The organism is Flavobacterium cerinum (assembly GCF_024496085.1).
Classification (GTDB): Bacteria; Bacteroidota; Bacteroidia; order Flavobacteriales; family Flavobacteriaceae; genus Flavobacterium; species Flavobacterium cerinum_A.
In genome coordinates, this window is the sequence record NZ_CP101751.1 from 1,509,983 (window position 1) to 1,533,382 (window position 23,400).

Sequence of the window (23,400 nt, forward strand, 5' to 3'; positions counted from 1 at the left end):
TTAGATTTAAGAAACCAAACCTCTTGAGATTACAATTTTCTGGATTTCAGAAGTTCCTTCATAGATCTGAGTGATTTTTGCATCACGCATCATACGCTCTACATGGTACTCTCTAACGTAACCGTTACCACCGTGGATCTGAACAGCCTCGATAGTAGTATCCATTGCTACCTGAGAAGAATATAATTTTGCCATTGCACCTGAAAGAGAAATGTCTTGTCCGGCATCTTTTTCGCAAGCTGCTTTAAAGCATAACATTCTTGCAGCAGTGATTTGCGTTGCCATATCAGCCAATTTAAATGCGATAGCCTGGTGTTTGAAGATTTCTTTACCGAAAGCTTTACGCTCCTGAGAATATTTTAAAGCCAATTCGTAAGCTCCTGAAGCAATTCCTAATGCCTGAGAAGCAATTCCGATACGACCACCGTTTAATACTCCCATTGCAAAGTTAAATCCGAATCCGTCTGCTCCGATTCTGTTTTCTTTCGGAACCTTAACATCCGTAAACATTAATGAATGCGTGTCGGATCCGCGAATACCCATTTTTTGTTCTTTCGGACCGATTTCAAAACCTGCCCATCCTCTTTCAACGATAAAAGCATTGATTCCTTTGTGTCCTTTTTCTACATCAGTTTGCGCAATTACAATATAAGTAGAAGCAGTGTTACCGTTTGTAATCCAGTTTTTAGTACCGTTTAACAAATAATGGTCACCCATATCGATAGCAGTAGTTTTTTGCGAAGTAGCATCTGAACCCGCTTCAGGCTCTGATAAACAGAAAGCTCCGATAACTTCTCCTTTAGCTAACGGCACAAGGTATTTTAGTTTTTGTTCTTCGTTACAATATTTTTCAAGACCGGCACATACCAATGAGTTGTTTACTGACATTACTACAGCGGCAGAAGCATCAATTTTTGCAATCTCTTCCATAGCTAGTACGTAAGAAACGCTATCCAAACCGGCTCCTCCGTATTTTGGGTCAACCATCATTCCCAAAAATCCTAGTTCGGCCATTTTTTTAACCTGCTCCTCAGGGAATTTCTGGTGTTCATCTCTTTCAATTACGCCCGGAAGTAATTCGGTTTGAGCAAAATCACGAGCAGCCTGCTGTATCATTATATGCTCTTCAGTCAGTTTAAAATCCATTTTTTATAAGTTATTTTGTTTGAATGTTCTTTAAAAAAGTTTCCAAATATAGCGTATAAATATCATAATTTCAACAGGATTGCCTAATTTTAACCCATGCAAAATACAGTCTATAATGTTATCGGAGTGATGTCCGGAACGTCGCTCGATGGGATCGATTTGGCCAAAATAACGTTTACATTGGAAAACGAACAATGGTTTTTTAAAATTGGACCATGTGAAACGATACCCTATTCGGAAGAATGGGTAGGGTGGTTACAGGAAGCGGTTGGTTATTCAACGTTACAGCTTCAAATGCTAAATGAAAATTATACCGGGTTGTTAGCCGGAATAATCCGCGATTTTATAGAAAAGCATAACATAAAGGAAATTGATGCTGTTTGTTCACACGGACATACGATTTTGCATCAGCCGCAAAACGGATTTACACTTCAAATCGGTAATTTGCCGAAAATAGCAGAACTGGTCGGCCAAAAAGTGGTTTGCGATTTTAGAGTTCAGGATGTGGAACTTGGCGGACAAGGCGCTCCTTTGGTTCCGATCGGCGACCGGTTGTTGTTTGCTGATTATGATTATTGTCTGAATCTGGGTGGTTTTTCCAATATCTCCTTTGAAGAAAACGGAAACCGAATTGCTTTTGATATCTCTCCGGTTAATACCGTGCTGAATTTTTATGCCGGTAAATTAGGATATGCCTATGATGACAGAGGAAAATTAGCCGGAAAAGGCATAGTTTCGGAAGATCTCCTGAACGAGCTGAATGCTCTGCCGTTTTACAAAGCAAAACATCCGAAATCGTTAGGATTCGAATTTGTAAAAGAAACAATCTTCCCGCTTATCGAAAAATATAAGCTGTCTGAACATGATGTTTTGGCAACTTTTACCAAACATATCGCTTTTCAGGTAGCGCAAGCTTTACCCGGGCAAAAAGGGAAATTATTGATTACCGGTGGTGGTGCCTATAACGATTTTCTTTTAGAGTTGATCAAACATAATTTACCCGATGTTGAAGTCGCTGTACCGGATGCCGGAACCATCGAATTTAAAGAAGCGCTGATCTTTGGATTGCTGGGTGTTTTAAAGCTTCGAAACGAAATAAACGTACTGGCTAGTGTTACCGGTGCCGGACATAATCACAGTTCCGGAAGAATTTATGATATACCGGAAAAACTTTGAGACTTTGATAGTTTACGGTTATATTTGTGCCACTTAAAAAACAACAATACAATAAATAATTACATAAAATGAAAGATTTATTAAAGAAATTCGAAAATAAAGAACCGGAAGTAGTATTCCATTGGAAAGATGCAGAAACGGAAGCCGAAGGATGGACAGTGATCAACTCATTAAGAGGTGGTGCTGCCGGTGGCGGAACCCGTATGCGTAAAGGTTTGGATATGAATGAGGTATTGTCACTTGCTAAAACAATGGAAGTGAAGTTTTCGGTTTCAGGCCCGGCAATCGGCGGAGCAAAATCTGGAATTAATTTCGACCCGAACGATCCGAGAAAAAAAGGCGTTTTACAACGTTGGTATAAAGCCGTTTCTCCTTTATTGAAGAGCTATTACGGAACCGGTGGTGACTTAAACGTGGATGAAATTCACGAAGTAATCCCGATGACGGAAGAGTGTGGTGTTTGGCATCCGCAAGAAGGAGTGTTCAACGGACATTTTAAACCGACAGAAGCTGATAAGATTAACCGTATCGGACAATTACGTCAAGGTGTGGTAAAAGTGATTGAAAATACAACTTTCTCTCCGGATATCAACCGTAAATATACTGTGGCTGATATGATTACCGGATATGGTGTAGCACAGGCGGTTCGTCATTTTTATGATATTTACGGCGGAAATGTTGAAGGTAAAAAAGCCATCGTACAAGGTTTCGGAAACGTAGGTTCTGCTGCGGCTTTCTACCTGGCTGAAATGGGAGCGAAAGTTGTCGGAATTATCGATAGAGACGGTGGTGTGATTAAAGAAGAAGGATTCTCATTTGAAGAAATCAGAACGTTATTCCTTAACAAAGACGGTAACAAACTGGTAGCTGATAGTATGATTCCTTTTGAAGAAATCAACGCTAAAATATGGAGTCTTGGTGCGCAAATCTTCACACCATGTGCGGCTTCAAGATTAGTAACAAAAGATCAGGTTGAAAGTATGATTGCTTCCGGATTAGAAGTAATTTCTTGCGGAGCGAATGTACCGTTTGCTGATAAAGAAATCTTCTTCGGTCCGATTATGGAAGAAACCGATAGTAAAGTAAGCTTGATTCCGGACTTTATTTCAAACTGTGGAATGGCAAGAGTATTCGCTTATTTTATGGAGAAAAAAGTACAGATGACAGACGAGGCAATCTTTAATGATACTTCGGATATTATCCGTGCCGCAATTGAAAAAGTTCACGCTTTAAACCCGGATAAGAAAAACATAAGTGCGACAGCTTTTGAAATAGCACTAAAACAGCTTTTATAATCCTAAAAACACCCAACAATTTGTTGGGTGTTTTTTTTCATAATAATTATTTACCTTTATTGCCGTTATATAGAAAAAGGAACAATATTTGCTAACCGTATAATTACAGTTTATTTAGCGAACCGATGAAAGGATTTGAAACAGAACAGGAAAAGAAATCATTTGTAATCACAACCGTATTATGCGGAGTGATTATTGCGTTGTTGTTTCTTTTGAAATTTACATCCAGCTTGGATATCATGCAGCTTGAAGGTGGTGGCGGTGGTGGAATTGCGGTAAATTTCGGTGATAGTGAAGTGGGTTCCGGAAAGAACTACCAGAGTGAGGTTTTAAACGTTTCCAATCATACCAAAGCGAGTCCGGTAACTCCGGCGCCGCAGGAAGAAATTATCGGACAGGATTATGATGAAGCGCCGGTTGTAGCCACTACTAAAAAAGTAGAAAAAACGAAGATAACCCCGAAACCGGTTGAAAAACCAACTCCAGTACCGGAGAAACCAAAACCGTCAAAATCAACAACGGACGCTTTGGCGAATCTGATGGGTGGTTCTAAAACAGGTGGTGATGGTGACGATAATGCCAGTGGAAATAAAGGAAAATTAAACGGTGATAAAAATGCTTCCGGTTATTATGGCGGAGGTACCGGTAACGGAAAAGGAAATGGAAACGGAGATGGCGAAGGACCGGGAACCGGTAACGGAAAAGGTGGCGGATATGGAAACGGAAACGGTACAGGAGTAGGAAACTACCAATTGGCCGGACGTAAAGCAATCTCAAAGCCAAGTCCAAACTATACTTGCAATGAAGAAGGTCGTGTAGTCGTAACCATCGAAGTAGACCGAAACGGAAAAGTAATCGGTGCAGAAGCCGGTGCAAGAGGAACGCAAAATGCTGCTAAATGTCTTTTGGATCAGGCGCGTATTGCGGCTATGCAAACCAAATTTGACCCGAATCCAAGTGCACCTGACAAACAGGTGGGGAAAATTGTTTATAACTTCAAGTTAACAGAGTAAAGATTTTCTTTACTCTTTTTCTTTTTATATCAGATGAATTATCAGGAAACAGTAAACTGGATGTTTGCACAACTGCCGATGTTTCAGCATCAGGGCGCATCCGCTTATAAAAAGGATTTAACCAATACACTTTTGTTGTGTAGCGAATTGGGAAATCCAGAGAAAAAAATTAAAACCATTCATATTGCCGGAACTAACGGAAAAGGATCAACCTCATCCATGATTGCTTCGGTTTTGCAGGAAGCCGGATATAAAACCGGATTGTATACTTCTCCGCATTTAAAGGATTTCAGAGAACGAATCAAAATTAGCGGTGAAGAAATTCCGGAAGATTTTGTGTGTGAATTTATCGGTAAGCATAAAGCTTTTTTTGAAAACAACGAGCTTAGTTTTTTCGAAATGACGGTTGGTCTGGCTTTCGATTATTTTGCGCAGGAAGAAGTGGATGTTGCGGTCATTGAAGTCGGAATGGGTGGCCGATTGGATTCTACAAATGTAATCACACCTTTGGTATCGGTTATTACGAATATTGGTTTTGACCATACACAGTTTTTAGGAACTACTTATCCGGAAATTGCATTTGAAAAAGCAGGAATTATTAAACCCGGAATTCCGGTTGTGATCGGTGAGTATAACGAAGAAACACAACCCGTTTTTATAAAGAAAGCCAACGAATGCAGATCGGAGCTTTATTTCGCATCCGATTTGATTCAAAAGGATTATCCGGGTGCTTTATTGGGCGATTACCAGTTTCACAATAAGAAAACGGTGGTACAAACGGTTGAAATCCTAAAACGATTTTTTACGATCACAGAAGAAAATCTGGAAAAGGGTTTGTTGAATGTGGTAAAAAATACACAATTGCGCGGACGATGGGAACAAATTCATTCCAATCCAAAGGTGATTTGTGACACGGCACATAATAGTCACGGACTAAAAATGGTCTTAAATCAGATTCAAAAGGAAAGATTCGAACAGTTATTTTTCGTTTTGGGTGTGGTGAATGACAAAGATCTGGATGCTATTTTACCGTTATTTCCAAAAAATGCCCGTTATTTTTTCTGTAAGCCCAATGTGCCGAGAGGACTGGATGTTTTAGTTTTACAACAAAAAGCGAGTGAATTCGAACTTGTTGGGAATGCATTCGATTCTGTTTCAGAAGCTTATGAAGAAGCCTTGAAAACAGCGGGACCGGACGATTTTATCTATATCGGAGGCAGTACTTTTGTTGTAGCGGAAATTTTATGATTTTTTCCTTTTTTTGTTTGCAGATATCAAAAACTGTCCTATATTTGCACTCGTAATCAGGAACACAATTGCTGATTTCAAAACATAAAAGGGCGATTAGCTCAGCTGGTTCAGAGCACCTCGTTTACACCGAGGGGGTCGGGGGTTCGAACCCCTCATCGCCCACCACTTTTAAGACTCCAACAGAAATGTTGGAGTTTTTTTGTTTTAAAGCTTTTATGAAGATCGTCAAAAAAGCTGCAAAGCTTAGTCTGTTCAAAATTAAAAACAAGATTTTGAAAATTTTCAGTAAATACTCAAGGTTTTATCGAGTATTATTATGCGCGTTTTAGCGCAATGCGTGTAGTACTGTTGTGTACTGATTTTATTCGTCCAAATATTCTTTGCCGTCTAAACCTAACCAACCTTTTTTTCCGTTTGGTAATTCAAACCGTGCGAAGTTATCCGTGAATTTTTCTAATTTTTTATATTTTATTTCTTTTACCAATGGATAATAGGTAAATAAATTTTCTTTTTCGATTATATATATATCTTCATTTACAGCAACAATTGAATCCAGATTTTTTGGGAGTAAGTTATTAAACCCGATGCTTTGGTCATTTATTTTAGGATCAATTAAAAAGTCAATTGTGTTTAAATTGTATTTGCCGTTTTTAAGTTTTGTATAAATTAGAATAGGATATTTTTTCTCATAATTACCCATTTCTGAATATAGTGTAATAAAAGTTTTTTCATTTAAGAATTGAATACTTTCATACTTTTCAGAATTTATAATTTTATATTTATTTTCAAAATTTAGATTATCATATCGTGACTGGAAAATTTCAGATTCAATATAAAAATCATTATTTTCTTTAGTTACACCTATTGTCACTGTATTAGACGGGAAAAAATGATTGAAACCCGGATAGACAGCTATATCATCAGTTTTAAAATCGCTGCCAATTAAATTGATGTTTCTTAACTTGTTATTTTGAATGATTTGTAGTGTAGGATAAAATTTATTAAAACTAATGGCTTTCACCTTTTTCAGGTTTAATTGTTCAAGTGTATAGTTATAAATGGCAATCGTTTTCTTGTTATAACCAACTATAAAAAAGGGATTAAATGCAATCGAATCAAACTTCTTATTGATTACAGTCTGATTATAACGGTTTTTAATTCTTAATTTCTTGTTTTTTAAGGTATCAATTGAATAAAACTCCCCGTTTAATTCTAAATCAGAATTTAGCAGATGAATTTCATTTGCTTTCAGTTTGTTATAATTTATAGTAGAATAACTTGTAAAAGCTTTATTTAAGCTATAATGATCAAATAAAAAATTAAGTTTTTCTTTAGTTGGGACAATGCAACCTCCAGAATGGTATATGATTTTTTTGCCATTATTAAAATCTAAAATACAATAATGAAATAGATATTCGTTTCGTGGCTTTTGCAACGAATCTTCTAAAATTCCAACTAAAAAAAACGCTTTATTATATTTGATGAATTGGTAATTATCATCATCAGTTACCTTTGTAATAAATTTTGTTTTTTCTAATTTGTTGAAATTGTATTTGGTTATTTCTTTGGCAAAAATTGTTGAAGGATCATTTTTTAAGTTTTCAACGTCTTCAAGAGTTGTATTGTTTAATTTATAGTTGAAACCTTTCGCTATTTCTTCGTAATCTGAAATGTTTTCTAAATCCAGTTTATAAATTTTGTTCTCTTTTTTGATAAAAATTCCTTCTTTTGGATGTATAAACTGCAATTCTCCTTCGGTAACTTTATACGTTTGCTGACCAAAGGATACAATGGAAATAAATAGGAACCATAAGAGAATTAGATTTTTCATTTTAATTGATAGTTTTGATTTCTTCCATTATTTTAGTTATAAATGGTTTCTCGGTTGCAATCATTTTTTTCATTTCTCCACTTCCGGATTTAATCATTCGATAGGCGCCCTGATTGTTTTGCCAGTCTTGAACATATAGTGCAGTCTGAGAAATTTGCTGGTCCTGGTCTTTGTCAGGATTAGAAAAATAATCGATATAGATAGGCGTTGAATTTCGTAGATATAAGGTTAGTATAAAAACAGAAGTTTTTTGATAATGATAAATTATTTCGTACTTCACTTTGTAAACTTCATTATCAATTTTAAATACTGTAATTGTTTTATTTGAAGGTGGCGTATTTTCTGTGATACTTTTTTTAACCGTTTTATTTAATGATATAGTATTGTCAATTGTTTTGACCATTTGATCAATAGTATGTTTAGTCGAATCGTTATATAAAGAAACCATTGGATTACCCCATGTATCGTATAGTACATATCGAAATTCATTATTGATCTTTACCAGAATAACATTTAGTCTGCTATCCGGGTTTCCGCTATAAGAAAATAAAATCTCATAATCGTTTATTTTATTTTCAGCCATACAAAAGGCAACTATCTCTTTTTCATCTTTGAGATTTGTTTGTTTCCAGTTATACATAATTTGGTTTTGACCATCTCTATAATAAAACTCATTGATTTCTTTGCGTTTTGCAACAATCATATCAAGATATTGTCTGTTCTTTTGGTCTTGTTCAAGACTTCCTTCACTTTTCAACAAATGGAAGCCGTTTTCTTCTTTATAGTAATAATATAAACCTAAATCTTCATTGGGTTTAGAATTTCCGGAACAGTCGCCATTTCTTTCAATATCTTCAAGGTAAAAGCAGATATAATTTTCATTTATGATCTTATATTTACCTTTAGTAGTCGTAAAACAATCGTTTCCACACTCGGCACTATAGCTGCTTATAAAGGTCTGATCTGAATTAAATGAAACATTGTTCCCGTAGTTCTCAAATCTATCCTGGCTTTGATTTTTCAATATATATTCTTTGGTTTCCGAATTCGAAATCAAAGAATTTATTCTCCATTTACCGATTAAAGAATTTATTTGTGGATTATGCGTGACTAAGTCAAAACCTTTGTAATTAGATTGTTTTTGCGCACAACTGTTTGTCAATGCAAGCAGAAATAATAAAAATATAATTCGCATAAAGAGGGATTTTACTTTACTATATTGATTTATATAAAAGTTTAATTTTAGAAGCGTCGCCCGAAATAGGGTAGAACTATCTTATATACGCTATAATATTTCGGCAATCTGATACCACCTGCTAATGCGAGTGTCTCGCACCAACAAGGGGAAAGTGTTCATTGTCAAATATAAACTATTTATAAATCATTAAACGTTCTTTTTGTTTGTTGATCATTTTTAGGACTAAAGATGAGTTCCGGTAAGGAGAGTCTATAGACAAAGAGGAACAAGCTATCAATGACTCTATAAAGACAAAAAGCGAGATCGGAAGACGATGTCGCTTTTTATACAGCTGTTTTTTTTGATCAAGCGCTTGGATTTCCAAATAAACGAAACAACTAAAGTGAATTTACATGATTAAGAAAAGGAGGAATACTACTTTCGATCCATTCTTCTGTTGCGTTTTGCTCGATGTCGTAATAGGCAAAAAACGATTTATATTCAGCTCTTATATAATTAACTGTAACCTCAAATGGTCTGAGTAATTCATTCATAGTGTATTTGTATTTTCCTTCAGCACTATAATCTTTTTCGTTAATTCCGGCAGTTACTGCAAAACCAATTTTTTTCGAGGCAACTTTATAACCGCTTTTGCTTCCGTAAGCCCAGCCGTAAGTTAGCACATCATCTAAATACTTCTTAAAAAAAGGAGGACAGTTAAACCAATATATCGGAAACTGAAATAGTATTGTATCAAAATCTTCAATAATTTTTTGTTCCATGTTTACGTCAATTTTTTCATCCGGGTAAATATCATATAGATTACGGACAAAATACTTTTCCGGGGATTTTTCAAGTTCTTTTTTCCATCTTTTATTAATTACCGATTGCTCTATATCGGGATGAAAAATCAACACTAATGTTTTCATTTTATACGATTTAAAATTATTTCCGCAAAATTACGCAGTATGAATGCAATTTTGTAAGTTAGTGCCCAATTGTAAGGTACATACAAAAATGTAAGTAATGACTAAAATTAAAGAAACATCAACAAATTTTGCAAATAAAGAGGCTCTTGAAAACGATTGTCGAGAAGTTTATGCCTCTAATATTATTGGCGGACAATGGTCTTTAGCAATATGCTGTTATCTTATTGGCGGAAAACACAGGTTTGGAGAATTGAAAAAATGCCTTCCGAATATTACCGAAAGAATGCTGACATTACAGCTAAGGAAATTGGAAGAAAATAAAATTGTTACAAGAACTGTTTATGCTCAGATCCCTCCAAAAGTTGAATATGAACTAACTGAAATCGGAAAAGAATTAGCACCAATAATAAAGGAATTAGGGAAATGGGGCGAAAAACACAGACTTCTTAAATAAAAGGTAATTCGGAACAACCTTAATTTTAATTTCTTTTTAATTAAATTTTAATTTTTAGCCGTTACTTTTACCGGATTTGCAATTTCATACCCTTATCACTTTTTGGGAATGTTATAAAAAGATATCCTATTATGGCGAATATACTTGTAATTGAAGATGATAGCAGAGTCGCATCCTTTATCGAAAAAGGACTTTCCGAACATTCTTATACCGTTACCGTGGCTGAAAAAGGTTTTATCGGAATTGATGAAGCGATGTCATTTACCTATGATCTTATTATACTCGATATCATGTTGCCGGATATAAGCGGAGTTGAGGTGTGTAAGGTTTTGCGGATGCGGAAAGTCATAACGCCGATTCTGATATTAAGTGCTTTGGATAATTCGGAAGAAAAGGTGGAAGGACTTCGGGCCGGAGCCGATGATTATCTGGGTAAACCTTTTCTGTTTGAAGAATTGCTGGCGCGTATTCAGGCACAATTACGCCGGATAGAATTTAATAAAGGGATAACCGAATTTCAGAGTTATGCCGGAGTCGAAATAAATGTAGATGAACAGAGCGCGACCCGCGATGGTAAAGAACTGGATTTGTCGCCTCTTGAATATAAGTTACTGCTATACTTTATGCGAAACCGGGAAAAAGCCTTATCGCGTACATTAATAGCACAGGCTGTATGGAATATCGATTTCGATTCGACAACCAATACCGTAGATGTATACATCAACTTTTTACGAAAAAAACTGGATAAAGAATTTCCCCGGCCTTTAATTCATACAATTAAAGGTACCGGATACATGTTAAAACAAAAAGGCGATGAGTCTTAAAAAAAAGCTCTCTTATCGGTCAACTTTACTTTTTTTCTTTACAATGAGCTTTGTTATTGTAGGGACTTATCTGTTGTTTTCCTATTCGATTAAAGAAACGTATAAAGATAAACTGCTGGGAATTGCTGAACTTTCCGGGAATTTTTACCTTGAAAAAGATGAACTTCCTGCCAAGTCACATAAAAAAGTCGAAAAAGAATTTAAGCGAATATCAAAAGAATCGGTACGGCTTTACAGAGCCAACAGTAAAGAAATCTACGTTAATGATACCCTTGATTTTAAAGTTACCGATCAGCTAATTGAACTGACCAGGAATAAAGGAAGTATTACCTTTAAAAAAGGAAACCGACAGTTTTTAAGTTTACTGTATAAAGATAATCAGGGTGACTTTGTAATTGTTGTATCCGGTGTCGACAAAACGGGAAGTACACAGTTAAGTAATCTTAAAAAAATGTTGCTGTTTTTTGGCTTTCTGGGACTTAGTATTCACTTTCTGCTCACCTGGTTACTGGCTAACCGAACCTTTAGGCCACTTAATAAACTTTTAAATCAAATCAACTCGATTAAAGGCGATGACTGGAAATCACGTTTGCGATACACGAATAAAGGCGATGAACTGGCGATGTTGGTTGGTGAATTCAATTATCTGTTGGACCGGATCGAATCGAGTGCGACTACACAAAAAAACTTCCTTAAAAATGCTTCTCATGAAATAAAAACACCGTTGGCAATCATTATAGGAGACATAGAAGTCGGACTCAATCATGAACGATCGGAACAGGAATATAAAGAATTGCTTGTATCGGTAAAAGAAAACGCATTGCATCTGAAATCCGTTACCGAAAGCCTTATCACACTTTCCAATCTGGAAGTCAATAATCAGATCAACAACGAAAAAGTGCGTATTGATGAAATCCTTTTTGATGTCCTCGAGAAAAAGAAAATTGAATATCCGGGGCGGAAAGCGCAGCTCAATTTTATAACCGGAGATGAATTTAAAGAAGAACTTTTAATTGTAAACGGAAACGGACATCTGCTGTTTGTCGCACTGAATAATATCGTCGATAATGCGTTTAAGTTCTCCGGGCATCAGGATATCCGTATTGAAATCAACCTTAAAGAGGACAAACTTCGTATAGTGATTCGGGATTATGGAGCGGGAATGCCGGCCGGTAGCAACGAAAATATCTTCAAACTCTTTTATCGCAATCCGGAAAATACAACCATTCCCGGACATGGTATCGGTTTATATCTGACCAAACAGATATTACAACGCCATCATATCGTAAATGAAGTTGCTTCCGTACAAGGCGAAGGCACTGCGTTTACGCTGTTTTTTCCGTAATCCTTTAATCGAATTTTAATCTACCTTAAAAAAGACTTTAATAGTCCAAAAGTACCTTCGCAAAGTAATTGATCTTTTAAAGGTACTATGATGATTAAACACCTGAAAAGCTACGTGATGCTATCGCTTGTCACTGTAGGCGCTTCGGCACAGCAAACAACCGATACACTGCGGTATAAAACAGCAGATGCCGAAAAAATATTCCTTGAAAATAACCTCCCGTTATTGGTTGAAAAACTAAACATCAACCAGGCTGATGCACAAATTTTACAGGCTAAAGTATGGCCTAATCCTACATTTACGCTCAACGAAGTACAGCTGTATAAAAATGAGACAACAGATGATATTCCTCCGTTGTTCGGAAACTTCTGGAAAGATCGAAACTTTGCAATGCAACTGGAACAATTGGTGTATACGGCAGGAAAACGCAAAAAAAATATCAAACTACAGGTAGAAAACAAGCAAATGGCCGAATTGGTATTTGCGGATATGTTGTTGGCATTAAAAGCGGAATTCAGACAAGTGACGGCAACGCTTATTTATCTTCAAAATGTAAAAGAGAACTATGTGTTTCAGCGCAATGAGGTTGATAAACTGCTGAAGGCGCAAAAAATACAAATGAAGAGCGGCTATATATCGGAGGCAGAATTGTTCCGACTAAAAGGACTTCATTTAGCATTACAATCCCAAATTAATGAGATTTCCGAGCAAATGACGGAAAGCCAACAAGGACTTAAAAATCTGATGTATGTAAATCCCGCATCCTACATTATTATCATTCCTGAAGCTATCGAAACTGATTTGGCGAAAATAAAAGAGCAAAATGTAAATCAGCTTATCAAGAGAGTAAATGATAATTCTCAGATTAAAATAGCGAATAGCCAACTGAAAATTAGTGAAGCGGCATTGTTGGTTGAAAAAGCCAATAGTATTCCCAATCTTAATCTGATGGCGAGTTATGATCGCAACGGAAGTGTGATGCGTGATTTTGTAGGATTCGGATTCTCGATTGACTTACCCGTTTTTGATCGTAACAAAGGGAATATTATGGCTGCCAGACAGGAAGTCGAAAAAGCAACACTGGGAAGAAAATATAAAGAAGCGGAAATAACAAATGCGCTTATAAAAAGTTGGGAAGATCTGCATCGGGCCGTAGTACTATATGAAAGTATTGATCCGGACTATATTGAAAAACTGGAAAAAATGACAAAAGCGGTTGGTGTTAATTTTTCAAACCGAAACATAAGCCTTATTGAGTTCCTGGATTATTACGAATCGTTTCGGGAAAGCCGCGAAAAGTATTACGAAGCCATAAAAAATATCAGTATAAAAAAAGAAACGATCAATTACCTGATCGGAAGTGAACTGTAAAACGGTAGAAAATGAAAAAATATAGTATAGCATTTCTTGTAATCGGAGCCTTGATAGGAACAAGTTGTAACAACGATAAAAAAGAATTGATCATTGAGAATGAGAAATTTTGCCTGGATCCGAACTTTAAAAAAGGGTTGGAACTGGTAACGGTTACCCGACAAAAAATAACCGAGGGTATCCATCTTACCGGAACCGTAGATGCAAACCCGGATAAAGTAGTCAGCTTTAAAAGTCTTTTTAGCGGTATTGTTTCGGAAACGTATTTCTCCCTCGGTGACAAAGTACAAAAAGGACAATTACTTGCTGAAATAAGCAGTACGGAATACAGCGCACTTCAGGCAGAACTGAAAGGGGTAGAATCCCAGATAAAAGTGGCGGCAACCAAATTGAAATCGGTAAATGCCATGTTTAATGATCAAATGGCATCACAAAAAGAACTGGATGAAGCACAAAGTGAACTGGATATCTTAAAAGCAGAAAAAGCGAGAGTGAGCAGTAATCTTAATCTGTATAGTGCGAGTACCAGCAAAAATGTATTCCAGATAAAAGCACCGGCTTCCGGGATTATCACTGATAAAAACATTGCTGTAGGAATGCAGATTACCGGTGATTCGGATGAACCGTTGTTTACGATTTCCAATCTGGATAAAGTGTGGATTATGGCCAATATCTATGCTTCTAACCTACAGGATGTTAAAACAGGGATGGAGGTTGAAATTACCACCATGTCTTATCCGGATACGGTTTTTAAAGGGAAAATAGCTATCATTTCTCAGGTTTTCGATACAGAAGCGAATGTACTGAAAGCGCGTATTGAACTTGATAATGCCGATTTTAAATTAAAACCGGGAATGCTGGTGGATGTTATGGCATTACAAAAAAGGGAGGATGAGGCAGAGAGTATTCCGGCCGCTGAACTGATCTTCTCTGAAAACGAAAATTATGTGCTGGTATATAAAGGAGATTGTGATATCGAAGTGCGAAAAGTAGACATAATCGCCAAAAATCCGTCAACAGTATTTATAGCAAACGGTATAAAGGAAAATGAAAAAGTAATCGCCAAAAACCAATTGCTCATTTTCAACAGACTTATGCAACACTAATTATCGGTAAGTCTAATTTTTTAATCTAAAACCAACGAAATACAATGCATAAACTTGTAGAAAAAATAGTTTCGTTCTCCCTTAAAAATTCGCTTGTCATTTTCTTCCTTACTTTTTTAGTAGTAGCGGCCGGAATTGTAAGCTATATTCATACACCCATTGAAGCTTTTCCGGATGTTACCAATACGCGCGCCCGAATCATTACACAATGGCCCGGACGTAGTGCCGAAGAAATAGAGAAGTTTATTACACTTCCTGTTATGCGGGAAATGAATACGATCCCTAAAAAATCGGGTGTACGGTCAATATCACTATTCGGGTTGTCGGTTGTAACGGTAACTTTTGAAGATGATGTAGACGATTTTTATGCACAACAGTATGCGGCAAACCGTATACAAAAGATAAAGTTGCCGGAAGGCGCTGAAGCGGAAATCGAACCGCCTTATGGTGCTACCGGTGAAATATTCCGATATGTAATCCGAAGTGAACGACCGGTTAAGGAAATAACGGCTTTACAGGAATGGCTTATAACACGGGAATTGGTATCGGTTCCCGGTATTGCTGATGTGGTGACTTTCGGAGGAGAGGAAAAGATTTATGAAATAAAAATCAATCCGACTCAATTGGCGAATTATAATTTGTCTCCGCTGGATGTATACGAAGCGGTCAGCAAAAGTAATGTTAATGTGGGAGGCGATGTGATTGAACGCGGTGATCAGGCTTATGTAGTACGTGGCGTCGGACTTCTGGAAAGTATTGCTGATATCGAAAATATATTGATTGAAGTAAAAGGAGCTACGCCTGTTATGGTAAAACATGTCGCTGAAGTAGTCATCTCAGCGAAACCGAGATTAGGGAAAGTCGGACTTCAGAATAAAGATGATCTGGTACAGGGAATTGTCGTGATGCTCCGCGGAGAAAATCCAACGGAAGTAATCGCCAGATTAAAAGATAAGATCATTGAACTGAATGATCGTGTTTTGCCTGCCGATGTTAAGATCGAACCGTTTATTGATCGAACGGAACTGGTTGATACAACCGTACATACCGTAACGAAAAACCTTGTGGAAGGGATATTACTGGTTTCGGTTATTGTATTTATATTTCTATACGACTGGAGGACAACATTGATTGTCGCTTCGGTTATTCCGCTGTCCTTTCTTTTTGCACTTTTCATGTTAAGAATACAGGGATTACCGGCTAATCTGATATCGATGGGATCACTGGATTTTGGTTTACTTCTGGAGGGGACATTGGTTATCGTAGAATCCGTCTTTGTAGGCATGGCCGTCAAATCGCATGCTATGGGAGCCGACAGGTTTAACGAAATGAGTAAACTCGGAATTATAAAAAAGAGTGCCAGTAGTGTAGCAACTTATATTTTCTTTGCACTGCTGATTCTTATTGTCGCACTAATGCCGATCTTCTCTTTTCAAAAAGTAGAAGGAAAAATGTTCTCTCCGCTTGCCTTTACATTGGGATATGCCTTATTAGGATCCTTATTATTTAGTCTGACCTATGTGCCGGCGATGTGTAAGGTTTTACTAAGAAAGAATATTGATGAACGGGAAAATAAAATCTCAGCGTTTTTCCGTACAAATCTATTTCGTTTATTTCGTCTTAGTACACGTCATAAAAAAGCAACCTTGTCCGTTTTTGTAGTAATCGTTATCGTATGTGGCGTTCGGTTTGCTTATTATGGTTCGGAATTCCTGCCGAAACTTAATGAAGGATCCATCTACGTACGAGCGACATTGCCTAATAGTGTAAACATTCGGGAAACCTCCGGACTGGCTGATGAAATACGGGATAAGATACGGAACATTAAAGAAGTGAAATTCGTATTGAGTCAGGTTGGACGTCCGAGCGAAGGTACTGATCCGACAGGTTTCTTTAATGTAGAATTTCACATTGAGCTTTTACCGGAAAAAGAATGGGAGCGAAAAGTAACGAAAGAAGATCTGATTACGGAAATCAGAACGATGCTTCAGGTTTATCCGGGTGTTGTATTCGCCTTTAGTCAGCCGATACAGGACAATGTGGAAGAATATGTAGCCGGAGTGAAATCATCGTCGGTCATAAAAATTTTCGGTGACAATCTGCCGGAACTTGAAAAATATGCAGATGAGGTGGCCGGAATTATTAAAAATGTAGAAGGGATCGAAGATGTAAACGTATTCCGTAATATGGGATTACCGGAACTTCGAATCACACTTCACGATCATAAGATGGCGCGTTATGGAATCGATATTGCCGATGCACAGGCTGTTGTTGAAATGGCTATAGGTGGCGCTGCGGCAACGAGTTTCTATGAAAACGAACGTATTTTTGATGTACGCCTGCGATTTGCAAAAGAATATCGGGACAACGAAATTAAAATCGGTGAAATACTAATACCGTCAAAAGATAATAGTAAACGGATACCGTTACGGGAAATAGCGACAATCCAATATATCACCGGTCCTGCTTTTATATACAGAGAAGGCGGCAGCCGATATATCGCAATAGGTTTTGGTGTTGAAGGACGCGACCTCGGTAGTACAATTGCCGATGCCCAAAAAGTAGTAGCAGAAAAGATTAAATTGCCGTCACATAATAAAATGGAATGGGCCGGTGAGTTTGAAAGTAAAGAACGGGCTACACGGCAGTTGATGATGATAGTGCCGATTTCATTACTGCTGATCCTGTTCTTGCTTTATGCGAATTTTAAAGGCAATCTTAAAGATATGCTTATTGCTTCGATGACATTACCGTTTGCTTTTATTGGTGGTTTTGTATCGCTTTGGATAACGAATACCGTTTTTGGAATATCAGCAGGAATCGGATTTATCATACTATTTGGTGTGGCAACGATCGATGGTATTGTACTTATCGGAGTGATGCGGGAAAACATTCAGAACCGTATGCCTTTAAAAGAAGCAATCGCATCGGGTGTACAAAGCAGAATCCGACCAATAGTGATGATCGCTCTTATGGGATCGTTGGGTTTACTTCCGGCGGCATTATCAACGGGAATGGGATCGGAAATCCAAAAACCACTCGCTATTATGATTGTAGGCGGATTGATCATCTGTATGCTACTCTCAATAACGGTGTTGCCGCAAATTTTTTACTGGGTTTACCGGGAAAAGAAACCTCAAAAATAATACTATACAACCGATAAGATAGTACGGTGTATATCACGATTGATACAACATAAAAACTCCTTAATTTTTAAGGAGTTTTTTGTTTTGGATCGGAAAGTAGTATCGGTGTTTTTTATTACTGAACAGCCTCACTTATTTTGTTTAGTAACTCCTGTCTCATTTTGGAGTTCCGGTAATCCAAAAGTAATATAACACCCCAGTTTTTAGCTCTGTTATAAAATAGGATTGATGATTGTCCCATCGAGTCACCGGATTTTAAATAAATCGTGTTTTTATCATCTGTTATAATATTGGTCCCTAATCCCATTTCACGATTTTGGTCTTTATAAGTAGTTTTCTCCGTAAGTAGCGCCGCTTTGCCGATTGCAGTTTTGTCATTTAAGACAGCTTTTAAATAGGCAACCATATCCGAAGCTGTCGATTTTACCAACCCGGCTGGTGCTGTAACATTCCATTCGAAAAATTCCTGAATACCACCATCCGGATTATGACCGGTCGTACGGTTTTTAACATTAAAATCGGTAGTTAATGTATGCGTCATACGTAACGGAGCAATCATTTTCTCCCGGATAATGGTAGCATATGGCTTGTTGTATATTTTCTCCAGTATTTGTCCGAGTAACGTATAACCAACTGTGGAGTAACGATATTTACCATAATCGGTTAATGCTGTACAATTATTGATCATTGATATTAAAGCTTCTTCCGTAAAGGCGCTTATCGGTTGTTGCGGATTGCGTTCTATTAATTGTTTAAAATCCACATCAGGTAAACCGGATTGATGGGAAGCCAGATCCGAAATTTTTATTTTGTGCGTCAGATTCGGATGCAACTGATAGGCTTTCGGCAGGTAGCTGTCGATATAATCATCTATTTTTAATTTATTCTCAACAGCCGCCTGTGCAATTAAATTTGAAGTTAGGATTTTTGTGATAGACGCAATTTCAAATAATGAATTTTTATCGATCTTTTTCGAACTGTCGTTATTTAATTTACCATATGAAACATAGTGTTCATTATTGTTTTGAATAAATCCAACGCTAATTCCTACAGTCGGATTTTTTTGATAATTATCTTTGATTATAGAATCAATCTTTTTAGTGACGTCTTGCCCGAAAGAAATGTTGCTTATTACTAATAGCGCTGTTACGAATTGGAATGGAGTTTTCATTGTACCGTGTTTTTAGGTTAAAAAATGATTTCGGTACAAAGATGTGAGAGAAATAATTGCTGTGCGACCGAATGCATGTAGTCGAACGCATTTGTTTTAAAAAAGGAGTACGAGTATTTAAAAATACAAGTACGAGTAATTACAAAGTGCTGAATTATATGTTTTTACGATAGGAAGTAGGCGTGTGTCCGGTATGCTTTTTAAAAGCCGTATTAAAAGAAGATTTTGAATTAAAACCTACAACATACAGGATTTCGGAAATAGTTATTTTACTTTTTGTCGCATCTTTTAAAATTTCCATAGCATGTTCGATACGATAGCTGTTGATAAAATCATAAAAATGCTGCTCTAGCTTATGATTAATTAAAAGCGATAAGTCGCGGACCGGAATTTCTATCGCATTGGAAATATCCTGAATGGTTAAAGATGGATTCAGGAACGGCTTATCTTCGATCATATACTTCTTTAATTTTAGTAACTCCTGATCGTATATCTCTTCATTTACAACTAACGAATCGTCCTTTTCCTCTTCGAGAATTATATTTTTTACCAGTTTTAACCGGGAATCAATATTTCGGAATAAATTGGGATTATTTAATGCTTTATATAAATACCAGCTAATGATGCATAACTCAATTATAAAAAGCCCGATTTTAAACCATTCGGAGATATGCGGATATTCACTAAATTTAAAAACGTTTTTCAATAGCGCCATGCAATAAAAAGCGGATAATGCCATAGAAAATTGAAACAGCCAGTTTAGGTATTCCAGACTGGCACCGGCATAATTTTCAAGGTATATTTTTTTCACTCTTCTCAGAAGTATAAAAACGGCTGTGAGATACGATATAATTTGGATATGAGTCAGCATGTAGGTGAACTGTATTTCCGGCATACTGCTACTGTTCTTCATAAAACTCATTTTTGCGGCAACATCAACACTATAAAAACGAGGTATTAAGATGAGGTTGACTACTAAAAATGGAATAATATGTAGTAAATGTTTTGGCTTTAGCCTGAAATCAGAATAACAGACAGATAAAACATACAAGTAAAAAGTAGGGAGCTGTAAGAAAAAGAATAAACTTTTAAATATTCTTACATTAAAAGAAGGTGCAAACGAAGGACCTAGATTTACGCTAATGTCAATAGCTGTTAAAATCAGAAAAAAAGCGAAAAGACGATTACTTAATTTATGCTCTGTTTTAACGGTAACTAAAAATAATGACAGAAAAAATGAGATAAAAATTGTGATTACAGTGATTGTAGTCAATAAAGTAATTTTATCCATTAATTGTTTTTTAGTTGTATTATTTTTAATAGGTCGACTTTGTATAAACAATCCGTCATTTGTCTGGCGAATATAAGAAATATTTTACCACAACTTATTGTCTTTTCGGTAACTGAAATGATTTCAAATATTAGGGTCCTGAAAATGCTATTTCATTTTATATATAGCGGTTACATCGAAAAAAAACGATTGTATTTTGATGTTAAAACAGAATTAAATATTTCTCCAACGTGTGACTTGTTCTATCTTTGTCTTATTGTAATCAAAAAAACAAAACATCAATCAAATCATCATCAATCAAATGAAAAACAACTTTATTTTTCTGCTGTTACTTTTTGCAACCTATGGCTTTTCGCAAAAAAAGTTGCCGGTTGTAAAAGCAAATAGTAAGTCGGCCATCATAAAGGAAGAAGGGAAATCACTTACAAAATGGAACCTGGATCCGAAAATCAAAATAGATGCCTATACCACAAATAAACTGATTGAAACGGCTGTTATAAAATTAAAAACGGATATCGACTCGATTAGTATAGCCCTAAAACCGGGAGAACAAAAAGATTTTATCGTTTTATTAAACGGAAAAGACACTTGCTATACCCGTTTTCAAAGCCCGGAAGTGAAAAACTTTAATAAATTAAAACCGGAAGTGCACGATACTATTCCAATGACGATCAATACGAAAAATACAAATCGTATTAGAGTAGTGCTCAATAAAGCAGATACTTTACAATTGAATTTCGATACCGGTGCTACAGAAATAGTATTGATTGAACAGGCGTTAAAAAATAAAGTAAAAAGTAACCTGAATCTTTATAATACATTCTATGACATTAAGGTTGGCAACCAAATTTATAAATCGAAAGTGTATGATATTAAGGTTGCGGGCGATGAAGCCGACGGATTGATTGGCTGGGATCATTTTGACGGGATGATCGTTGAGCTAAATTATGATCAAAATATTATGGTCGTACATTCAAAATTACCAAAAGCCGTTAAGCGAGACAAAACAACGGAGAAATTTAAAATAAAATATTTTAATCAAAAGCCGTTTATTGAAGCGGAAATTGTAGAAGGAAATACAAAAGTGAAAGACTGGTTCTTATTTGATACCGGATACCAGAAAACGGTAATGCTGGACAATGAATTATTAAGCAAGGAAAAATTTCCTGTTGATCAAATGAAAGTGCTCCATACTGAAATGATGCGCGGAACAAAAAATAACGAAATACCGGTTGTGACATCAAACCTGCAAATACTAAAGTTGGGAAAACACGAACTGAAAAATGTTCCCGCGCAAATTTTAGCGTCCAATAAACCAATGCCGGGCGCCAATATCCATATTTTAGGAAGCGATGTTTTGAAAAGGTTTAATACATTTCTCGATTTTCAGGAAAATGTAGTGTACTTACAACCCAATCAGCTATATGATGTGAAATACCTTCAAAAATCATAATGATGAAGCTTAAAACAATATTTACCCTTATAGTGACAATCCTTTTTGTATCCGTAAATGCGCAAAAAGCATCCGGATATATCCAAAAAGAGGACCTGAATAAAGATTTCGATTTTTTGATCAATGCGATAAAAGCCACGCATCCGAATCCGTGCACAGGAATTTCAAAATCCGAATTTGAAAACAAGGTGACGATGATTCGCCAACAGTTTAAGGATTCGCTATCCTTAAAACAATATTATCAATATATCGCACCATTAGTGGCTTCGCTACAGGATGGGCATACGGCACTTACTTTTCCGGGAAGGAAACTTTTAAATGCCAATGATGCTCTTTTTCCGTATATCGTGGAAGCGAAAATGGTAAAGCCTTATCTGAAAATTACGGAAAACATCAGCCCGGATTATAACCAGATTCCGGTTGGCGCTGAGATTTTAAAAATCAACAACCACACGGCGGAAGAAATTATCCGGAAGATTATAGAAAATACAAGTGGAGAAAGCGATATGTACCGGTTAAAAAAGAGTGCCGATTTTAATATGTTTGCCTTTCTTTTTGGTGCTTTTTACGAATTAGGAGAAACGGTAAAGGTGAGTTATAAATTCGAGAACCAGCATTTTGAAAAAACGGTGCCGACAGTTACGTTAACCAACCTAATGGGAATTGCTAAAAACAGAAAACCGGCTAATAAAAATAATACAACAGAAACACCTGATTTTTTATTACAGCTAAAACCGGAATCGAAAACTGCCATTTTGGAGATTCGCTATTTTAATGATAAAGAAAAGTTTCAGGCGTTTTTAAAAACCAGTTTTAAGACAATTCAGGATAATAAAATCAAGAAATTAGTAATCGACATTCGGGAAAACGGAGGCGGAAACTCGGCATTGGGCGATGAGTTGTTAAAATACCTGGCGGTTACACCGTTTCGCCAGTTTGACCGAACTTTGATCAAATATAGCCAATTGCAAAAAGATATCTATGCTGAATATTGCAAAGAAGATGCACAATATTGTAATCAGTATAATTATATTAAAGAAAAACATAATGGTGCAGTAGAAACATTTCCGGTAAAAGAGTTGATTTTGCCTTATGCCAAAGCTGATCGTTTTAACGGTAAAATATTTTTGCTTACCAGTGTGCGAACATTCTCTTCGGCGATGAATTTTGCTCAGGCGTTTAAACAGTATAAAATCGGTACCGTTGTAGGGGAAGAAACCGGTGGCTGGCTGGTTTCATACGGCGATCGTATCATGGTTAATCTGCCGGTGTCAAAAATTCCGCTTTCTATTTCAACTAAGAAATTTTATACCGTCGGAGCAACCGATAAAGATTTACATGGTGTTAAACCGGACGTGAATATTAAGTCGGATGCAGCATTGGATTATGTAATAAAAGAATAAAAGGCGACTCCGGATAGG

18 protein-coding genes and 1 tRNA gene are annotated in these 23,400 nt (G+C 36.5%); 13 read left to right on the plus strand and 6 right to left on the minus strand.

The features are described from left to right. Positions 1 to 6 precede the first annotated feature (6 nt). Positions 7 to 1,146 (minus strand): acyl-CoA dehydrogenase, encoded by a 1,140-nt coding sequence (locus tag NOX80_RS06635; protein ID WP_256552522.1) that lies wholly within the window; start codon positions 1,144 to 1,146, stop codon positions 7 to 9. Positions 1,147 to 1,242: 96 nt separating this feature from the next. On the opposite strand from NOX80_RS06635, the gene NOX80_RS06640 reads away from it, so the two are divergent. The 5 genes from NOX80_RS06640 (at position 1,243) to NOX80_RS06660 (ending at position 6,046) form a co-directional block, all read left to right on the plus strand. Continuing rightward, positions 1,243 to 2,322 (plus strand): anhydro-N-acetylmuramic acid kinase, encoded by a 1,080-nt coding sequence (locus NOX80_RS06640; protein ID WP_256552523.1) that lies wholly within the window; start codon positions 1,243 to 1,245, stop codon positions 2,320 to 2,322. A gap of 68 nt (positions 2,323 to 2,390) precedes the next feature. Then, complete coding sequence (locus tag NOX80_RS06645; protein WP_256552524.1) at positions 2,391 to 3,617, plus strand: Glu/Leu/Phe/Val dehydrogenase dimerization domain-containing protein; 1,227 nt, start codon at positions 2,391 to 2,393, stop codon at positions 3,615 to 3,617. Positions 3,618 to 3,742: 125 nt separating this feature from the next. Next, a complete protein-coding gene (locus NOX80_RS06650) occupies positions 3,743 to 4,630 on the plus strand; it encodes an energy transducer TonB family protein (RefSeq protein ID WP_256552525.1) in 888 nt (295 codons plus the stop codon). Positions 4,631 to 4,663: 33 nt separating this feature from the next. Next, a complete protein-coding gene (locus NOX80_RS06655) occupies positions 4,664 to 5,878 on the plus strand; it encodes a bifunctional folylpolyglutamate synthase/dihydrofolate synthase (protein WP_256552526.1) in 1,215 nt (404 codons plus the stop codon). Between the two features lie 90 nt (positions 5,879 to 5,968). Beyond that, a tRNA-Val gene (locus tag NOX80_RS06660) sits at positions 5,969 to 6,046 on the plus strand. 196 nt (positions 6,047 to 6,242) lie between these two features. On the opposite strand, the gene NOX80_RS06665 is transcribed toward NOX80_RS06660, so the two are convergent. From NOX80_RS06665 to NOX80_RS06675, 3 genes are all read right to left on the minus strand, one after another. Next, positions 6,243 to 7,712 (minus strand): hypothetical protein, encoded by a 1,470-nt coding sequence (locus NOX80_RS06665; RefSeq protein ID WP_256552527.1) that lies wholly within the window; start codon positions 7,710 to 7,712, stop codon positions 6,243 to 6,245. Between the two features lies 1 nt (position 7,713). After that, positions 7,714 to 8,907 (minus strand): hypothetical protein, encoded by a 1,194-nt coding sequence (locus NOX80_RS06670; RefSeq protein ID WP_256552528.1) that lies wholly within the window; start codon positions 8,905 to 8,907, stop codon positions 7,714 to 7,716. Between the two features lie 380 nt (positions 8,908 to 9,287). After that, positions 9,288 to 9,818 (minus strand): NAD(P)H-dependent oxidoreductase, encoded by a 531-nt coding sequence (locus tag NOX80_RS06675; RefSeq protein WP_256552529.1) that lies wholly within the window; start codon positions 9,816 to 9,818, stop codon positions 9,288 to 9,290. A gap of 97 nt (positions 9,819 to 9,915) precedes the next feature. Between NOX80_RS06675 and NOX80_RS06680 the strand changes: the two genes are divergently transcribed. From NOX80_RS06680 to NOX80_RS06705, 6 genes are all read left to right on the plus strand, one after another. Beyond that, positions 9,916 to 10,272 (plus strand): winged helix-turn-helix transcriptional regulator, encoded by a 357-nt coding sequence (locus NOX80_RS06680; protein WP_256552530.1) that lies wholly within the window; start codon positions 9,916 to 9,918, stop codon positions 10,270 to 10,272. A 131-nt stretch (positions 10,273 to 10,403) separates the two neighbouring features. Continuing rightward, the gene (locus tag NOX80_RS06685; protein WP_256552531.1) at positions 10,404 to 11,096 is read left to right on the plus strand and encodes a response regulator transcription factor; all 693 of its coding nucleotides are present in this window, start codon (positions 10,404 to 10,406) and stop codon (positions 11,094 to 11,096) included. Between the two features lie 43 nt (positions 11,097 to 11,139). After that, positions 11,140 to 12,441 (plus strand): HAMP domain-containing sensor histidine kinase, encoded by a 1,302-nt coding sequence (locus NOX80_RS06690; RefSeq protein ID WP_256552532.1) that lies wholly within the window; start codon positions 11,140 to 11,142, stop codon positions 12,439 to 12,441. Positions 12,442 to 12,528: 87 nt separating this feature from the next. Further along, complete coding sequence (locus NOX80_RS06695; protein WP_256552533.1) at positions 12,529 to 13,812, plus strand: TolC family protein; 1,284 nt, start codon at positions 12,529 to 12,531, stop codon at positions 13,810 to 13,812. 11 nt (positions 13,813 to 13,823) lie between these two features. Continuing rightward, positions 13,824 to 14,918, plus strand: a complete 1,095-nt coding sequence (locus tag NOX80_RS06700) for an efflux RND transporter periplasmic adaptor subunit (protein WP_256552534.1) — start codon at positions 13,824 to 13,826, stop codon at positions 14,916 to 14,918. A gap of 44 nt (positions 14,919 to 14,962) precedes the next feature. Continuing rightward, a complete protein-coding gene (locus NOX80_RS06705) occupies positions 14,963 to 18,064 on the plus strand; it encodes an efflux RND transporter permease subunit (RefSeq protein WP_256552535.1) in 3,102 nt (1,033 codons plus the stop codon). Positions 18,065 to 18,179: 115 nt separating this feature from the next. On the opposite strand, the gene NOX80_RS06710 is transcribed toward NOX80_RS06705, so the two are convergent. Together NOX80_RS06710 and NOX80_RS06715 are read right to left on the minus strand one after the other, a co-directional pair. Further along, positions 18,180 to 19,235, minus strand: coding sequence for a serine hydrolase domain-containing protein (locus NOX80_RS06710; protein WP_256552536.1), 1,056 nt, complete (start codon positions 19,233 to 19,235; stop codon positions 18,180 to 18,182). 154 nt (positions 19,236 to 19,389) lie between these two features. Continuing rightward, positions 19,390 to 20,148, minus strand: a complete 759-nt coding sequence (locus tag NOX80_RS06715) for a helix-turn-helix domain-containing protein (protein ID WP_256552537.1) — start codon at positions 20,146 to 20,148, stop codon at positions 19,390 to 19,392. Between the two features lie 679 nt (positions 20,149 to 20,827). On the opposite strand from NOX80_RS06715, the gene NOX80_RS06720 reads away from it, so the two are divergent. Together NOX80_RS06720 and NOX80_RS06725 are read left to right on the plus strand one after the other, a co-directional pair. After that, positions 20,828 to 21,979, plus strand: a complete 1,152-nt coding sequence (locus tag NOX80_RS06720; RefSeq protein WP_256552538.1) for an aspartyl protease family protein — start codon at positions 20,828 to 20,830, stop codon at positions 21,977 to 21,979. Next, entirely contained in the window at positions 21,979 to 23,382 is a 1,404-nt protein-coding gene (locus NOX80_RS06725) for a S41 family peptidase (protein ID WP_256552539.1), read from the plus strand. Before NOX80_RS06720 ends, NOX80_RS06725 begins: the two co-directional genes overlap by 1 nt. The last annotated feature ends 18 nt before the right edge of the window (positions 23,383 to 23,400 follow it).

Coding starts and splice junctions, on each gene's coding strand:
- NOX80_RS06635 (WP_256552522.1), bottom strand. CDS start 1,146: ATGGATTTTAAACTGACTGAAGAGCATATAATGATACAGCAGGCTGCT.
- NOX80_RS06640 (WP_256552523.1), top strand. CDS start 1,243: ATGCAAAATACAGTCTATAATGTTATCGGAGTGATGTCCGGAACGTCG.
- NOX80_RS06645 (WP_256552524.1), top strand. CDS start 2,391: ATGAAAGATTTATTAAAGAAATTCGAAAATAAAGAACCGGAAGTAGTA.
- NOX80_RS06650 (WP_256552525.1), top strand. CDS start 3,743: ATGAAAGGATTTGAAACAGAACAGGAAAAGAAATCATTTGTAATCACA.
- NOX80_RS06655 (WP_256552526.1), top strand. CDS start 4,664: ATGAATTATCAGGAAACAGTAAACTGGATGTTTGCACAACTGCCGATG.
- NOX80_RS06665 (WP_256552527.1), bottom strand. CDS start 7,712: ATGAAAAATCTAATTCTCTTATGGTTCCTATTTATTTCCATTGTATCC.
- NOX80_RS06670 (WP_256552528.1), bottom strand. CDS start 8,907: ATGCGAATTATATTTTTATTATTTCTGCTTGCATTGACAAACAGTTGT.
- NOX80_RS06675 (WP_256552529.1), bottom strand. CDS start 9,818: ATGAAAACATTAGTGTTGATTTTTCATCCCGATATAGAGCAATCGGTA.
- NOX80_RS06680 (WP_256552530.1), top strand. CDS start 9,916: ATGACTAAAATTAAAGAAACATCAACAAATTTTGCAAATAAAGAGGCT.
- NOX80_RS06685 (WP_256552531.1), top strand. CDS start 10,404: ATGGCGAATATACTTGTAATTGAAGATGATAGCAGAGTCGCATCCTTT.
- NOX80_RS06690 (WP_256552532.1), top strand. CDS start 11,140: ATGAGCTTTGTTATTGTAGGGACTTATCTGTTGTTTTCCTATTCGATT.
- NOX80_RS06695 (WP_256552533.1), top strand. CDS start 12,529: ATGATGATTAAACACCTGAAAAGCTACGTGATGCTATCGCTTGTCACT.
- NOX80_RS06700 (WP_256552534.1), top strand. CDS start 13,824: ATGAAAAAATATAGTATAGCATTTCTTGTAATCGGAGCCTTGATAGGA.
- NOX80_RS06705 (WP_256552535.1), top strand. CDS start 14,963: ATGCATAAACTTGTAGAAAAAATAGTTTCGTTCTCCCTTAAAAATTCG.
- NOX80_RS06710 (WP_256552536.1), bottom strand. CDS start 19,235: ATGAAAACTCCATTCCAATTCGTAACAGCGCTATTAGTAATAAGCAAC.
- NOX80_RS06715 (WP_256552537.1), bottom strand. CDS start 20,148: ATGAAGAACAGTAGCAGTATGCCGGAAATACAGTTCACCTACATGCTG.
- NOX80_RS06720 (WP_256552538.1), top strand. CDS start 20,828: ATGAAAAACAACTTTATTTTTCTGCTGTTACTTTTTGCAACCTATGGC.
- NOX80_RS06725 (WP_256552539.1), top strand. CDS start 21,979: ATGATGAAGCTTAAAACAATATTTACCCTTATAGTGACAATCCTTTTT.